The organism is Micromonospora sp. NPDC007271 (assembly GCF_040634005.1).
Lineage (GTDB): Bacteria > Actinomycetota > Actinomycetes > Mycobacteriales > Micromonosporaceae > Micromonospora.
The window spans coordinates 32,437-47,585 of the sequence record NZ_JBEYER010000021.1 but is presented as its reverse complement, the minus strand read 5'-3'; the positions used below and the strand labels follow the sequence as shown (position 1 = coordinate 47,585).

At 71.9% G+C, this 15,149-nt stretch carries 10 protein-coding genes and 2 pseudogenes; 5 read left to right on the top strand and 7 right to left on the bottom strand.

Features of this window, described 5'->3' with window-relative positions; translation table 11 throughout:
* Positions 1-20: 20 nt before the first annotated feature.
* A complete protein-coding gene (locus ABZ570_RS10555) occupies positions 21-1,631 on the bottom strand; it encodes a hypothetical protein (RefSeq protein ID WP_358060071.1) in 1,611 nt (536 codons plus the stop codon).
* Between the two features lie 119 nt (positions 1,632-1,750).
* Here ABZ570_RS10555 and ABZ570_RS10550 point away from each other — a divergent pair, with 119 nt between their 5' ends.
* Positions 1,751-2,791, top strand: a complete 1,041-nt coding sequence (locus tag ABZ570_RS10550; protein WP_358060068.1) for a phosphatase domain-containing protein — start codon at positions 1,751-1,753, stop codon at positions 2,789-2,791.
* Positions 2,792-2,805: 14 nt separating this feature from the next.
* Here ABZ570_RS10550 and ABZ570_RS10545 read toward each other — a convergent pair whose 3' ends face one another.
* The 3 genes from ABZ570_RS10545 to ABZ570_RS10535 form a co-directional block, all read right to left on the bottom strand.
* A complete protein-coding gene (locus ABZ570_RS10545; RefSeq protein WP_358060065.1) occupies positions 2,806-5,142 on the bottom strand; it encodes a hypothetical protein in 2,337 nt (778 codons plus the stop codon).
* Between the two features lie 80 nt (positions 5,143-5,222).
* Positions 5,223-7,325, bottom strand: a complete 2,103-nt coding sequence (gene glgB / locus ABZ570_RS10540) for a 1,4-alpha-glucan branching protein GlgB (protein ID WP_358060062.1) — start codon at positions 7,323-7,325, stop codon at positions 5,223-5,225.
* Positions 7,313-9,409 carry a maltotransferase domain-containing protein gene (locus ABZ570_RS10535; protein WP_358060059.1) on the bottom strand — a complete coding sequence of 699 codons (2,097 nt, stop codon included), beginning with the start codon at positions 9,407-9,409 and terminating at the stop codon, positions 7,313-7,315. The genes glgB and ABZ570_RS10535 overlap by 13 nt, the downstream gene beginning before the upstream one ends.
* Positions 9,410-9,526: 117 nt before the next feature.
* Here ABZ570_RS10535 and ABZ570_RS10530 point away from each other — a divergent pair, with 117 nt between their 5' ends.
* Both ABZ570_RS10530 and ABZ570_RS10525 read left to right on the top strand, forming a co-directional pair.
* A complete protein-coding gene (locus ABZ570_RS10530) occupies positions 9,527-9,766 on the top strand; it encodes an AbrB/MazE/SpoVT family DNA-binding domain-containing protein (protein WP_358060056.1) in 240 nt (79 codons plus the stop codon).
* On the top strand, positions 9,756-10,211 hold the full coding sequence (locus tag ABZ570_RS10525; protein WP_358060053.1) for a type II toxin-antitoxin system VapC family toxin: 456 nt from the start codon (positions 9,756-9,758) through the stop codon (positions 10,209-10,211). The genes ABZ570_RS10530 and ABZ570_RS10525 overlap by 11 nt, the downstream gene beginning before the upstream one ends.
* A gap of 10 nt (positions 10,212-10,221) precedes the next feature.
* Here ABZ570_RS10525 and glgA read toward each other — a convergent pair whose 3' ends face one another.
* The 3 genes and pseudogenes from glgA to ABZ570_RS10510 all read right to left on the bottom strand — a co-directional run.
* Positions 10,222-11,430 (bottom strand): glycogen synthase, encoded by a 1,209-nt coding sequence (gene glgA, locus ABZ570_RS10520; protein ID WP_358060149.1) that lies wholly within the window; start codon positions 11,428-11,430, stop codon positions 10,222-10,224.
* 237 nt (positions 11,431-11,667) lie between these two features.
* Positions 11,668-11,931, bottom strand: a pseudogene (locus ABZ570_RS10515) (transposase); the annotation flags it as partial.
* 13 nt (positions 11,932-11,944) lie between these two features.
* A pseudogene (locus ABZ570_RS10510) lies at positions 11,945-12,058 on the bottom strand (helix-turn-helix domain-containing protein); the annotation flags it as partial.
* A gap of 150 nt (positions 12,059-12,208) precedes the next feature.
* Here ABZ570_RS10510 and glgC point away from each other — a divergent pair.
* Together glgC and pgm are read left to right on the top strand one after the other, a co-directional pair.
* A complete protein-coding gene (gene glgC / locus ABZ570_RS10505) occupies positions 12,209-13,441 on the top strand; it encodes a glucose-1-phosphate adenylyltransferase (protein WP_358060050.1) in 1,233 nt (410 codons plus the stop codon).
* Positions 13,442-13,466: 25 nt separating this feature from the next.
* Positions 13,467-15,110: a phosphoglucomutase (alpha-D-glucose-1,6-bisphosphate-dependent) gene (gene pgm, locus ABZ570_RS10500; RefSeq protein WP_358060047.1), complete on the top strand. Its 1,644-nt coding sequence runs from the start codon at positions 13,467-13,469 to the stop codon at positions 15,108-15,110.
* The last annotated feature ends 39 nt before the right edge of the window (positions 15,111-15,149 follow it).

The following is a 15,149-nucleotide window of genomic DNA, read 5'->3' as shown; positions in this document are numbered from 1 at the left end:
GCCCAGGGTACGACCCGGGATCAGCGCCACGGCCGCAGGGCGATCGGCGGGTGGTAGACGCGGTGGTCGCCGACCTCGGCGACCACGGCCGCGTCGGCCCGGCCGCCGAGCAGCAGGCGCAACGTCCGTTCCGCGGGCGACCCGACCCGCAGCACGTACCCGGGCCGCTCCGCCCGTCCCACCCGCTTCCAGTACGCCGGGTAGCGGTTCTGCCCCGGCGTCAGGTTGCCGTCGAGCACCCCGCAGACCACCGACTCGCCGCTGTTGAAGATCAGCCGGTTGCAGGTCCAGTAGTCGCCGTACACCTCGTGCAGGCCGGCCCGGCGGACCGTGTCGGCCAGCTCCCGCGCCCCCCGCTCCTCGGCCCGAATCGACGGCGCGTCGACGACGAACGCCCCGGTGGCCGCCACCGTCGTCGCGGTCAGCGCGGCCAGCAGGACGCCCGCCGCCGCGCCCCCGACCCGGGCCGCCACGCCCGTGGTGCGCCGCCAGACGTGCGCGGCGGCCAGCCAGAGCGGCCAGAGCACCGCCGGTAGCGAGATCTGCAGCACCGACAGGTAGCGGGCGTTGCCCAGCGGGTCGGTCGCGGAGAGCGCGCTGCGCACGTACCCGAGCAGGGTCAGCGCGGCCCCGACGACCAGGGTGAGCTGCGCGACCGCCCGGACCCGCGCGGGGGCCTCCGTCGCCCGCCGGTACGCGACCAGGCCGAGCACGGCGGCGGCCACCAGCAGCGCCAGGTAGGCCGGACCGAACCAGGTCAGCCACCGCGGGCAGCCGCTCGACGGGCACAGGCCGCCGGCCAGCGGCACCCCCTCCAGCAGCCCGCCGTGTACCCGTTCCGACCAGGTGGGCGGGGCGCCCGGCCGGGTGCTGATCTTCTGGAACACCGACAGCGAGTCCTGCCCGGGCGGGGCTCCGAGGTTGTCCTTGATCATCGGGGCGACGCCGACCAGGAACCCGGCCACCAGCAGCAGCCCCGGCCAGCCGACCAGGTTCCGGGGCGCCGCCCAGACCAGCAGCATTCCGGCCACCGCCAGGTAGGGCACGATCAGCCAGTCCGACCACAGGGCCAGCCCGGCGAGCAGCCCGAACCCGCCGGTGGCGAGCCAGCGGTGCCGCACCCGCCGTTCGCCGAGGGCCACCGCGATCAGCAGCATCGCCACCACCGCCGGCTTCACCTCCGGTCGCCCGCCCACCACGGTGAGCTGGTCCCGGACCACCCGCTCCGAGCCGAGCGCCAGCAGCCCGACCACGAAGACGGCCAGCCAGGGGGAGAAGAGCCGGTGGGTCAGCCGGTAGGCCAACCACAGGAAGACCGCGTAGAGCGCGAGCAGCGGCAGCCGCAGCACCGGCCAGCTCGGCCCGGCCCACCCGACCAGTGGGGCCGCCAGGTACGACTCCAGCATGCCCATGTAGCGCTGGCCGTAGAGGAAGACCGGCCGCTCGTGGTGGTGGGCGATGTGCAGGGCGGCGAGGCCGAAGGTGGCCTCGTCGCTGTTCGAGCCGGGCAGCGTGAACAGCGTCAGGACCAGCCGGTAACCGACCCCGGCCAGCCCGAGCAGCAGCGCGACCAGCGCCGGGCGGTCGAGCGTCGGACGCCACCGCCCCGGTCTCCGTACTGGTGCCGCCACGGCCAACGCCCCCGTCGTCGCCTGCGACCGCAGTCTGTCACGAGGCCGGGCCGCCTCGGGCCGGATCCGCGAGGTCGACTCGCATGGTCCCGCGCGACCGGGTGTGGCAGGGTGACAGCGTGCCAGCCACACCCGCCGGAGAGCTCGCCGTTCCGCGGCTGCACCGCGCCGCCCGGATCGAGGACGCCGTGCACCGGCTGGTGGAACGCCGGCTGCGCCGCACCGGATGGAAGATCAACATCGTCGCGTACGCCGGCTACGGCGCCCCGGGCTGGGCGCGGGTGCTCTGTCGGGTGCTGCTCGGCCGGCCGGACGTCCGGCAGCGGGCCCGGCCGGAGAAGGTCCGCGGCTGGCGCAGCTTCGCCACCCTGCCCGCGAAGTACGCCAAGGTGACCATCGAGGCCGGCGACGTACGCCAGGAGGCGACCGCCGACCGCAGCGGTTTCGTCGACACCGTCGTCGAGGCTGACTTCACCCCCGGCTGGGGCTGCGTACGCCTCAGCGTGCCCGACGCCGAACCGGTCGAGGCCCTGGTCCGCGTCCTCGACCCGGACGTCCGGTTCGGCATCCTCTCCGACATCGACGACACGGTGATGGTCACCGCGCTGCCCCGGCCGTTGCTCGCCGCCTGGAACACCTTCGTCCTCGACGAGCACGCCCGGGCCGCGGTGCCCGGCATGGCGGTGCTGTACGAGCGGCTGGTCACCGCCCACCCCGGCGCTCCCGTGTTCTACCTGTCGACCGGCGCCTGGAACGTCGCGCCGACGCTCACCCGGTTCCTGTCCCGGCACCTCTACCCGGCGGGGCCGCTGCTGCTCACCGACTGGGGTCCGACGGCCGACCGGTGGTTCCGCAGCGGCAAGGAGCACAAGCGGGCCACCCTGGCCCGGCTGGCCCGGGAGTTCCCGGACGTGCGGTGGCTGCTGATCGGCGACGACGGGCAGCACGACCAGGAGATCTACCGCGAGTTCGCCGCCGCGCACCCGGACAACGTGGCCGGGGTGGCGATCCGCCGGCTGTCGCCCACCCAGTCGGTGCTCGCCGGCAGCCTGCCCGCCCCGCCCGGCCGCCCGTCCGCCGGCCCGGTCGGGCAGAAGTGGCTCTCCGCGCCGGACGGCGCCGGGCTCTGGAAGCTGCTGCGGGACGCGGGCCTGGTCTGACCGGCGACCGACGCTCAACGGCGCGGCTGTTCGTAGGTGCGGGCAAGCCGGTCCTGAAGGTCAGCGTGGCGGAATTGATACACGGCTCCCACCTGGCGCAGCAGTCCGAGACGGTGGCTGTCCTCCATGAACGCCATGAGCCGCCATGGCATCCTCCCGGTCGCGAACAGATGCGTCTTGGCGATGAGATACATGATGCTGGCCTGTCGGGAGGCGGCCGCGACCGTCAGTCCGATCGCCAGCCCGAACGAGGCGCCGTACGCCACCCCGAACGGGACGCCGAACGTGACGCCGACGCCTGCCACGATCGTGCCGAGAACGAGTCCGGCCGAGGTGAGGTCCCCGCGCAGGGTAAAGGCCGGGGACGAGCGGTGGGGGAAGTTCAACGGTCGCCGCGCCCACTCCCGCAGGCCGAAAGCGATGCCAAACGACAGACCCACCGCGAGCGCGCCGGCGACGCCGGTTCGCATCCCCACCCCGAACTCGATTCCGACGGCGAACGCCAGACCGATGGCGGATCCGACCACGAGACCCGCAACGCTACCGGCCACGGTGCCGATCGCCAGATACTTGACCAGAATCCGCACCCGTCCGCGCAACCGCAGATTGGCATAGGCGGACGCCTCGGCTCTCAGCCCGGCGATCAGGCCCACGGTGCCGCCGGCGAGCAGTGCGACGGTGAGCCCGAGGGCGAGAGCGACGGCAGCTCGGAGGGCCATCCCGACGGCTGCGCCGGCTGCGATGCCGGCGGCCAGTCCGACCGACAGACAGAGCGCGAAATGCGGGACGATGTGTTGTGCTCGTCGCAACCATCTCAAGTTCGCGTAGCTCGGGTCTTCCACGCTCGGCGTGATCGTGAGTCCGGCGGCGAGTCCGCTGCTCATCCCGACGGTCAGGCCAACGACGAGCCCGACCTCGAGTCCGAAGGCGGGAGCACTCGCCAGCCCGACAGTGAGCCCGCCCAGTAGCCCGCCGAGCAGGCCGGAGACGATTCTCCGCTGGCGACGGAAGATCGCGTAGTGCAGCCACCACCACGAAAGGTCCCGGACGTTCCGCTCGTCGAGCTGCACGGCAAGGTAGGCCAACCACTCCCGGGCCTTCCGCCAGCCCCACCTCCGTCGCGGCCGGAAGAGATTGTCGACGTGCTCGCCGTTCGCCTCGGCGGGCCGTCGCGCGGCAAAGGTGGCTTCCACCAGGTTGTCAATGAGGTGATGAGTGATGGACAGTGGCGTGGGAAACCGGGCCGGGTCCGCCAGGGGGGTCGGGTCCTGCCGGGTGCCCACGTACACGGACCGCAGCAGCCACAGGGTCAGCGGAGTCGACAGGGCAGTGGCGAGCGGCCCGGTGGGCTCCGAGTGCAAGCGGCTCATGAAGGTCCGCCAGCGGTCGGCGTTGGCCGTGGCGGGGCTGAGGCAGGCGTTCAGGTATTGCCGGACATAGGCGGCGGCGAGTGGACTGGGACTGATCACGGCTGCGCCGCTGAGCACCTCGTTCCGGCTCTCGATGGCCGCCCGATACTCGTTCGTCCGGCAGGTGAGGATGAGCCCGTCCGCGTCGGACATCTGCGCGTTGAGTGCGCCCAACACCCGCGGGCGAACAGCTTCCGGCAGTTCATCCATCCCGTCCAGCACGGGAAGGATTCGCCTGCTCCGCACGAGGCTCGCGGGAGCGTTTCCGCCGTAGCCGGGAATCCGGAGCATCGGATAGTCCTGCGCCAGCTTGCGGCTGAGCCACACGTGGAAGGCCTCGGCTCGGGGATCCCAACTGGACAGGGAGAACAACACCGGCACCGGCTCGCCGGACCGGCGGGTCGCCAGTAACTGACGCAGTAGAAGCACGGCGAGGGTGGTCTTGCCGGTTCCCCCGCCGCCGATTATCACCAGTCTGCGGCGGCGCAACTTCCGGAAGTTCTCGGCGATCGTCGCGATGTCATCGGTACGGCCGACGAAGCGGAATTCGGCGGCGGTCACGTGGGAGGGATGGTCCATCAGGTCCGGGTCGGCCGGTCGCCACGCCACCGCCAGCGGCATGGGCCGGTCCAACTGCCGGACGGCCGCCTCGTCCCGCCATTGGGCGAGCACGACGTCGGCCAGCTTCTGTTGTGCCTCATCGAGTTGGGTGGGGGTGGAGGTGGCTGGTGACAGCGTGCTGCGCGCCCAGTCGACCACCGGGCGAACGGCAACCAGAAGCGCCACCACCCCGCCGACGATGGCAACGACCCAGCTCTCCTCCTCCAGTCCCTTCCGAATCCGCCACAGCAGCAGGGAGCCTGCTGTCAGCCCCACGCCCGCCGCCGCGGTGACCAGCCATCTGACCCGACGACCCAACGTTGCCCTCAGTTTTCCCTCCACCTGTGGTGGGCCCAATTGTCCACCCAGGCCTGCTTCTGGGGCAGCCCCTGATGCCGGCGCCGGTCCGACCAGACTGAGGGTCAGTCGCGGCGGAGCCAGAGGACGCCGAGCGGCGGCACCCGCAGCGCCGCCGACGCTGGCATGCCGTGCCAGGGCACGCTCTCGGCGTGCACCGTGCCCAGGTTGCCGACGCCCGACCCGCCGTAGTGGTGGGCGTCGGTGTTGACCACCTCGCTCCAGGCGCCGCCGGCCGGCAGGCCGATCCGGTAGCCCTCCAGCGGTACGGCGGAGAAGTTGGCGACGCAGACCATGGTCTGGCCGTCGGGGGCGATCCGGACGAACGACACCGTGTTGTTGGCGGCGTCGTCCCCGACGATCCAGCGGAAGCCGGCCGGCTCGGTGTCCTGCGACCACAGCGCCGGGGTGGCCCGGTAGACGCGGTTCAGGTCGCCGACGAGGCGTTGCACGCCGGCCCGGGCCGGGTCGTGCAGCAGGTACCAGTCCAGGCCGCGCTCCTCGCTCCACTCCCGCTCGTCGGCCAGCTCGCAGCCCATGAAGAGCAGTTGCTTGCCGGGGTGCGCCCACATGTACGCCAACAGCGCCCGCACGTTGGCCAGCCGCTGCCAGGTGTCGCCGGGCATCTTGCCCGCGAGGGAGCCCTTGCCGTGCACCACCTCGTCGTGGCTGATCGGCAGCACGTAGTTCTCGCTCCAGGCGTACGCCAGGGAGAAGGTGAGCTGATGGTGGTGGTGCTGCCGGTAGATCGGGTCCTTCGAGGCGTAGAGCAGGGTGTCGTGCATCCAGCCCATGTTCCACTTGAAGCCGAAGCCGAGCCCGCCCTCACCGGTGGGCCGGGTGACACCGGGCCAGGCGGTGGACTCCTCGGCGACCATCACCACCCCGGCGTGGTGCCGGTAGACGGTGGCGTTGACCTCCTGGAGGAGCGCGATGGCCTCGAGATTCTCCCGGCCGCCGTGGACGTTGGGCACCCACTGCCCCTCCTGCCGGGAGTAGTCCAGGTAGAGCATCGAGGCGACCGCGTCCACGCGCAGCCCGTCGACGTGGAACTCGGCCAGCCAGTAGAGCGCGTTGGCGACCAGGAAGTTGCGCACCTCGCGGCGGCCGAAGTCGAAGACGTACGTGCCCCAATCGGGGTGCTCGCCGCGACGCGGGTCGGGGTGCTCGTACAGCGGGGTGCCGTCGAAGCGGCCGAGCGCCCAGTCGTCCTTCGGGAAGTGCGCGGGCACCCAGTCGAGGATCACCCCGATGCCGGCCTGGTGCAGCCGGTCGACCAGGTGCCGGAACTCGTCCGGGTCGCCGAACCGGGCGGTGGGCGCGTAGTAGCCGGTGACCTGGTAGCCCCAGGAGCCGCCGAACGGGTGCTCCATCACAGGCAGGAACTCCACGTGGGTGAAACCCAGCTCGGTCACGTACGCGGTGAGCTGCTCGGCCAGTTCCCGATAGCCGAGGCCGGGCCGCCACGAGCCGAGGTGCACCTCGTACACGCTCATCGGCTCCTGGTGCGGCCGCCGCCGCGCCCGCCGCGCCAGCCAGGCCGCGTCGTCCCACTCGTACGTCGAGCGGTGCACCACCGAGGCGGTGGCCGGGGGAACCTCGGTGCGCGCCGCCATCGGGTCGGCCTTGTCCCGCCAGTGTCCGTCGGCGCCGAGGATCCGGTACTTGTAGCGGGCGCCGACCGGCGCGCCCGGCACGAAGATCTCCCACACGCCGCTGGCGCCGAGCGAGCGCATCGGCCAGCCGTCGTCCGGCCCCCACCCGGTGAAGTCGCCGACCACCCGCACCCCGCGGGCGTTGGGCGCCCACACCGCGAACGCCACCCCCTGGTCGAGGACCCGGGCGCCGAGCGCCTCCCAGAGCCGCTCGTGCCGCCCCTCGCCGATCAGGTGCAGGTCCAGTTCGCCCAGGGTCGGCGGATAGCGGTACGGGTCGTCGTGCACCGCGCCGTCGACCTCGACCCGGTAGTCGAGCACCTCGCCGGGGAGCACCGCCTCGAAGACGCCGACGTCGTGCACCCGCTTCATCGGTCGCCGCTCGCCGCCGACGAGCACGGCCACGTCGGCCGCGCCGCGGCGCATGGTCCGGATGGTGGTGCGCCCGTCGGCGGGATGCGCGCCGAGAATGGCGTGCGGGTCGTACGCCTCGCCGGAGATCAGCTGCTCCATCGTTCCTCGTCTTCCACGGCGGGTGCGGTCGGGGCGGTGCCGCCGGAGAGGTCGGCGGGTACGGCGGCGACGGTCAGCTCCGCCGGCCCCACGGTCGCCGGCTCGGGTACGGCCGGTGCGGCGGGCCGCCGCACGGTGAACACGTGCGCCGGTTGCAGGTACGGGTCGAGCCGGACGGTGTTGCGCTGCCCCCAGTCGTAGCTGACCCCGCTCAGCTCGTCGTGCACGGTGAACCGGTCGTGCCAGTCGAGGCCGAGCGCCGGCATGTCCAGCGTGGTGTTGCCCCACTGGACCTCACGGGAGTCGAACGAGCAGACCACGAGCACCGTGTTGCCGGTGTCCGGGTCGTGCTTGGACCAGCAGAGCAACGCCGGGTTGTCGATCTCGTGGAAGCGCAGGTTGCGCAGCCGGTGCAGGGCCGGGTTGTCGCGGCGTACCCGGTTGAGGGTGGTGATGAACGGGGCGAGCGAGCGACCGTGCGCCTCGGCGCCGGCCCAGTCCCGGGGGCGCAGCTCGTACTTCTCGTTGTCCAGGTATTCCTCGGCGCCGGGGCGGGCCACGTGCTCGAACAGCTCGTAGCCGGCGTAGATGCCCCAGGAGGGGGAGAGCAGCGCGGCCAGCACCGCCCGGATCCTGAACATCGGCGGGCCGCCGTGCTGGAGCGACTCGTGCAGGATGTCGGGCGTGTTGGGCCAGAAGTTGGGCCGCATGTAGTCGGCCGCCGCGACCAGCTCCTCGCAGTACGCCCGCAGCTCCGCCGCCGTCGTGCGCCAGGTGAAGTAGGTGTACGACTGGGTGAAGCCGATCTTGCCCAGGCCGTGCATGATCGCCGGCCGGGTGAACGCCTCGGCGAGGAAGAGCACGTCCGGCTCGACCCGCTTGACCGCCGCGATCAGCCAGTGCCAGAAGTCGAACGGCTTGGTGTGCGGGTTGTCGACCCGGAAGATGCGGATGCCCTCGCCGACCCAGTGCAGCACCACCCGCAGGATCTCCGCCCGGATGCCCTCCGGGTCGTTGTCGAAGTTCAGCGGGTAGATGTCCTGGTACTTCTTCGGCGGGTTCTCCGCGTACGCGATGCTGCCGTCGGCCCGGGTGGTGAACCATTCCGGGTGCTCGGTCACCCACGGGTGGTCCGGGGCGCACTGCAACGCCAGGTCCATCGCCACCTCCAGGCCCTGCCCGGCGGCGGCGGCGATGAAGTCGCGGAAGTCCGCCGGCGTACCCAGGTCGGGGTGGAGGGCGTCGTGGCCGCCCTCGGCGGCGCCGATCGCCCACGGTGAGCCGACGTCGTCCGGCCCGGCGGTGAGCGAGTTGTTGCGGCCCTTGCGGTTGATCCGGCCGATCGGGTGGATCGGCGGCAGGTACAGCACGTCGAAGCCCATCGCCGCCACGCCCGGCAGGCGTGCCGTCGCGGTCCGGAAGGTGCCCGACCGGGCCGGCGCGTCCACGGTGGCGGGGATCGCCCCCTCCGAGCGGGGGAAGAACTCGTACCAGGCGGAGAAGAGCGCCCGTGGGCGGTCCACCCAGAGCCGGTACTCGTCGCCGGTGGTGACCAGCTCCCGGACCGGATGGTCCCAGAGCAGCGGGGCCAGGTCGAGGGCCGGACCGACCCGCCGGGGCAGTTCGCGGTCGTCGTCGCGCAGCGCGACCGCCGCCTCCCGGACCCGCGTCCGGTCGGCCGCCGAGACCAGTTCCAGGGCCGCCTCCAACACCCGGGCGCCCTCGGCCAGGTCGTTGGCCAGCTCGGCCGGGCCCTGGCCGGCGGCGAGCTTCTTGGTCACCGCGTTCTGCCAGGTCAGGTACGGGTCCTGGAACGCCTCCACGGCGAACCGCCACTCGCCCACCGCGTCCGGGCGGACGGTGGCGTGCCAGCGGTCCTGGCCGGGCTCGCCGGGCCGCATCCGGGTGAACGGGCGGGCCACGCCGTCCGGGCCGAGCCAGACCAGGTTGCAGCCGAGCGCGTCGTGCCCCTCGCGGTACGCGCGGGCCGAGACGGGCACCAGCTCGCCCACCACCGCCTTGGCCGGGTAGCGACCGCAGGAGACGACGGGGGAGACGTCTTCGATCGGGAACCTTCCGGTCACCGGTTCAACCTACTGCGCGAGATCGCTTCGCGCTCGGCTCGAGGCGTGATCCACGCGTCGGCCCCCCTGACGCTTGGTGGCACGTATCATTCGTAATACGTGTCAGAAGGAGGCGGGATGAAGCTGAACAGCAAGGGTCAGGTGACCATCCCCGCCGCCCTGCGCGCCCGACACGGGCTGCACGAGGGCGACGAGGTCGACGTCGTCGAGGAGGGCGGCGCGTTGCGGATCGTTCGGGTGAGCGGCGCGGAGACCCGGGGCCAACGCCTGGTCCGGCACATGCGCGGGCGGGGTGGGGCCCGGCAGGCCGAGGGGATGTCCACGGACGAGCTGATGGACCTGCTCCGTGGCGAGTGAGTGGGTCCGGGCCGTCGCCGCCCGATCGGGTGACGCCGCCACCACCTTGGTCGACACCAACGTTTTGCTGGACATCTTCACCGAGGACCCGCGCTGGGCGGAGTGGTCAGCCGAGGCCCTGGCCGCCGCCCGGGACGCCGGTGCCCTGGTCATCAACCCGATCGTGTACGCCGAGGTGTCGGTACGCTTCGCCGCCATCGAGGAACTCGACGAGGCGCTGCCCGCCGCGGATTTCCTGCGCGAGGAGTTGCCGTATCCGGCGGGCTTCCTCGCCGGCAAGGCGTACGCGAGGTACCGCATGCAGGGCGGCACCAAGCGTTCGCCGATCGCCGATTTCTACATCGGAGCCCACGCCGCGGTGTGCGGGTACCGCCTGTTGACCCGGGACGGCGCCCGGTACCGCATGTACTTTCCGAAGCTGGCGCTGATCTCGCCCGACACCTGACCCCCGGGCGTCAGCCGGCGGCGCCCACCGAGCGGTACACCTCCAGCGTCCGCTGGGCGATGGCGTCCCAGGAGAAGTGCTCCACCGCCCGGCGCCGCCCGGCCCGGCCGAACTCGGCGGTGCGCGCCGGGTCGGCCAGCAGCTCGTTGAGCCGGGCCGCCAGGTCGGCCACGAACCGCTCCGGGTGCAGCGGCCGGCCGGTGCCGTCGGTGGCCTGCTCGATCGGCACCAGCAGTCCGGTCTCGCCGTCGGCGACCACCTCGGGTATCCCGCCGGTGGCGGTCGCCACCACGGCCGTCTCGCAGGCCATCGCCTCCAGGTTGACGATGCCCATCGGCTCGTACACGGACGGGCAGGCGAAGATCGTGGCGTGGGTGAGCACCTGGATCACCTCGTGCTTGGGCAGCATCGCCGCGACCCAGACCACGCCCGAGCGGTTGACCCGCAGCTCCGCGACGAGCCCCTCCACCTCGGCGGCGATGTCCGGGGTGTCGGGGGCGCCGGCGAGCAGCACCAGCTGGGTGTCGGCGGGCAGCTCCCGGGCCGCCCGCAGCAGGTACGGCAGGCCCTTCTGCCGGGTGATCCGGCCGACGTACACCACGCTCGGGCGGGCCGGGTCGATGCCGAGCCGGTCCACCACGTCGGTGTCGTGGTCCGGCGCGTACTGGGCGGTGTCGATGCCGTTGTGGACCACCCGCACCCGGTCCGGGTCCACCGCCGGGTACGCGGCCAGCACGTCCCGCCGCATCCCCGCGCTGACCGCGATCACCGCGTCGGCGGCCTCGTACGCCGTCCGCTCGCACCAGGAGGAGAGCGCGTACCCGCCGCCGAGCTGCTCGGCCTTCCACGGGCGCAGCGGCTCCAGGCTGTGCGCGGTGACCACGTGCGGCACCCCGTGCAGCAGCTTCGCGGTGTGCCCGGCCAGGTTGGCGTACCAGGTGTGGCTGTGCACCACGTCGGTGCCGGCGCAGCCGGCCGCCATCGCCAGGTCGACGCCCATGGTCCGCAGCGCCGGGTTCGCGCCGGCGAGTTCGGCTGGCTCGGCGTACGCGGTGACCCCCGGCTCGTCGCGCGGCGCGCCGAAGCAGTGCACCCGCACGTCGGCGAGGCGGCGCAGCTCGCGCGCCAGGTACTCGACGTGCACCCCGGCCCCGCCGTACACCTCCGGTGGGTACTCCCGGGTGAGCAGGTCGACGCGCAGGCGTGCGAAGTCGCTCATGCTCGGCACCCTACAGCGTGTCTCAATAGTCGGTTGGATCATGAGACACCGCCCTTCTCGGGCGTCCCTGCCGTCACGGTGTTCGTGGCGGTGGGGTTCCTCCGTCATCGGGCTGGTTTCACCGGCGCGTGGGCGCTGGCCAGAGCCGTCCCCTCGGGAGGCGTTGGTGACCGGGCCTCGTGCTTCGGGGTCCCGGGTCTGGGCATGGTGTTGCTCGGCCCAGACGGCGAGGTTGACCGCCGCGTTGACGTCCCGGTCGGCTGTATGGCCGCACTCCTGGCAGCGGAAGATGCGGGGCGACAGGGGTAGGGCGGGACCGGTGGTGGGGCAGGTGCTGCACATTCTGGTGGACGGGTACCAGCGGGGTGCCTGGGCGGTCTGCCCGCCTCGCCAGCGTTGTTTGTAGCCGATGATGCGGGCCAGGTCGGCCCAGCCAGCGTCGGAGATGGCGGCGGCGAGACGCCGGTTGCGCAGCAGACCGGCGGTGTGTAGGTCCTCCACGGGCCTCTTTTACTAGAGCCAGGCACTGGTTGAATGCGAACCGGGACGCCCCCGCATGACGGGCCAACACCGCCACCTGCGACGGCGACGGATCGACCGTGAACCGGAACGCGCTAAACCTCCCCACGGCCCCACACCATGCCCGCCACCTACGCCACTTCCAAAAATGGCCAACACCAGTCACCAGCTAGCCAGGTGCAGATGCATGCCGCGCACCCGGCGTGGAATCGTGCCCGTACGAGTGGTGAAGTCGGGGCGGGATGGTTAGCGTCGGAGCATGGCTGCCAAGGTGCTCGCGATCGTGCTGGCCGGCGGGGAGGGCAAGCGCCTGATGCCCCTCACCACCGATCGGGCGAAGCCGGCCGTCCCCTTCGGCGGGATGTACCGCATGGTCGACTTCGTCCTCTCCAACCTGGCGAACGCCGGCTTTCTCAAGATCGTCGTGCTGACCCAGTACAAGTCCCACTCGCTGGACCGGCACATCACCACGACGTGGCGCATGTCGACCATGCTCGGCAACTACGTCACCCCGGTGCCGGCCCAGCAGCGCCGCGGGCCGTGGTGGTTCGCCGGCTCGGCCGACGCGATCTACCAGAGCTTCAACCTGATCAACGACGAGCAGCCCGACCACGTGATCGTCTTCGGCGCCGACCACATCTACCGGATGGACCCGCGGCAGATGGTGGAGGAGCACATCGCCTCCGGCGCCGCGGTGACCGTGGCCGGCATCCGCCAGCCGCTGTCGATGGCGGACCAGTTCGGCGTGATCGAGGTCGGCGCGGACGGGCGGCGGATCCGCGCGTTCCGCGAGAAGCCCACCGACGCGGTGGGGCTGCCCGACGCGCCCGACCAGATCTACGCCTCGATGGGCAACTACGTGTTCACCACCAAGGCGCTCTGCGAGGCCGTCGAGCGCGACGCCGAGGACAAGACCAGCAAGCACGACATGGGCGGCAGCATCATCCCGATGCTGGTCGAGCGCGGCGAGGCCAACGTCTACGACTTCAAGGACAACGAGGTCCCGGGCAGCACCGACCGGGACCGGGGCTACTGGCGGGACGTGGGGACGCTCGACTCGTTCTACGACGCGCACATGGATCTGATCAACGTCCACCCGGTGTTCAACCTCTACAACTTCGACTGGCCGATCTACAGCAACCAGCCGCCGTACCCGCCCGCCAAGTTCGTGCACGCCTGGGGGGAGCGGGTCGGGCGGGCGGTCAGCTCGATGGTCTCGCCGGGCTCGGTGATTTCGGGCTCGCTCGTGGAGAATTCGATCGTCTCGCCGAAGGTGAAGGTGCACTCCTGGGCGCACGTCGACGGCGCGGTGCTCATGGAAGGCGTCGAGATCGGGCGGCACGCGGTGATCCGGCGGGCCATCCTGGACAAGAACGTCTACGTCCCGGAGGGCGCCGAGATCGGCGTCGACCTGGAGAAGGACCGCCAGCGCTACACCGTCTCCGACAACGGCATCGTCGTCATCGGCAAGGGTCAGCGCGTCGAGCCCTGACCGCGTAACTCGAGGAGGATCCGCAGTGGCCCATCCCCGTGCCGGCCAGCCCGCCGAGCCCGCCGACCTGGTCGACGTACCCCGGCTGGTCACCGCCTACTACGCCGAGCACCCGGATCCGAGCGACCCGGCGCAGCAGGTCTCCTTCGGCACGTCCGGGCACCGCGGGTCGAGCCTGACCACGGCATTCAACGAGGATCACATCCTCGCCGTCACCCAGGCGCTCTGCGACTTCCGGCGGGAACGCGGCCTGGACGGCCCGCTCTTCCTCGCCCGGGACACCCACGCCCTCTCCGCCCCGGCGACGGTCAGCGCGCTGGAGGTGCTCGCCGCCAACGACGTCACCGTGCTGCTCGACAGCCGCGACGGCTACACCCCCACCCCGGCGCTCTCCCACGCCATCCTCACCCACAACCGGGGGCGGACCAGCGGCCTCGCCGACGGCATCGTCATCACCCCGTCCCACAATCCGCCCTCGGACGGCGGGTTCAAGTACAACCCCACCCACGGGGGGCCCGCCGACACCGACGTCACGAAGTGGATCCAGGACCGCGCGAACGCCATTCTCACCGCCGGGCTCAAGGAGGTGAAACGCATCTCGTACGCGCGGGCCCGCGCCGCCGACACCACCGGCGAGTACAACTTCCTCGCCCGCTACGTCGACGACCTGCCCGCCGTGCTGGACATCGCCGCGATCCGGGACGCCGGGGTGCGGATCGGCGCCGACCCGATGGGCGGGGCGAGCGTGGCGTACTGGGGGGAGATCGCCGAGCGCCACCGGCTCGACCTCACCGTGATCAACCCGACCGTCGACCCGACCTGGCGGTTCATGACGCTGGACTCCGACGGCAAGATCCGGATGGACTGCTCCTCACCGAACGCCATGGCCTCGCTGATCGCCGCCCGCGACAGGTACCAGGTCTCCACCGGCAACGACGCCGACGCCGACCGGCACGGCATCGTCACCCCCGACGGTGGCCTGATGAACCCCAACCACTACCTGGCGGTGGCGATCGGCCACCTGTTCCGTACCCGGGAGCAGTGGGGCCCGTTGGCGGCGGTCGGCAAGACCCTGGTCTCCTCCTCCATGATCGACCGAGTCGCCGCCGACCTGGGCCAGCCGCTGCTGGAGGTGCCGGTCGGCTTCAAGTGGTTCGTGCCCGGCCTGCTCGACGGCGCGGTCGGGTTCGGCGGCGAGGAGAGCGCCGGCGCGTCGTTCCTGCGCCGGGACGGCAGCACCTGGACCACCGACAAGGACGGCATCCTGCTCTGCCTGCTCGCCGCCGAGATCATCGCCACCACCGGCCGGACCCCGAGCGAGCACTGGGCCGAGCTGGCCGAGCGTTTCGGCGCGCCCGCGTACGCCCGGCTCGACGCGCCGGCCAGCCGGGAGGAGAAAGCCGTCCTCGGCAAGCTGTCACCCGAGCAGGTGACCGCGACCGAGCTGGCCGGCGAGCCGATCACCGCCATCCTCACCACCGCCCCCGGCAACGGCGCGTCGATCGGCGGGCTGAAGGTGACCACCGAGTCGGGCTGGTTCGCCGCCCGGCCGTCCGGCACAGAGGACGTCTACAAGATCTACGCCGAGTCGTTCCAGGGGTCGGAGCACCTCGCCCGCATCCAGGAGGAGGCGAAGGCCCTGGTCGGCGCGGTGCTGTCGAAGGGCTGACGCCGGCCCCGGCGATCGTCGCGCGACTGCCCAGGCGGG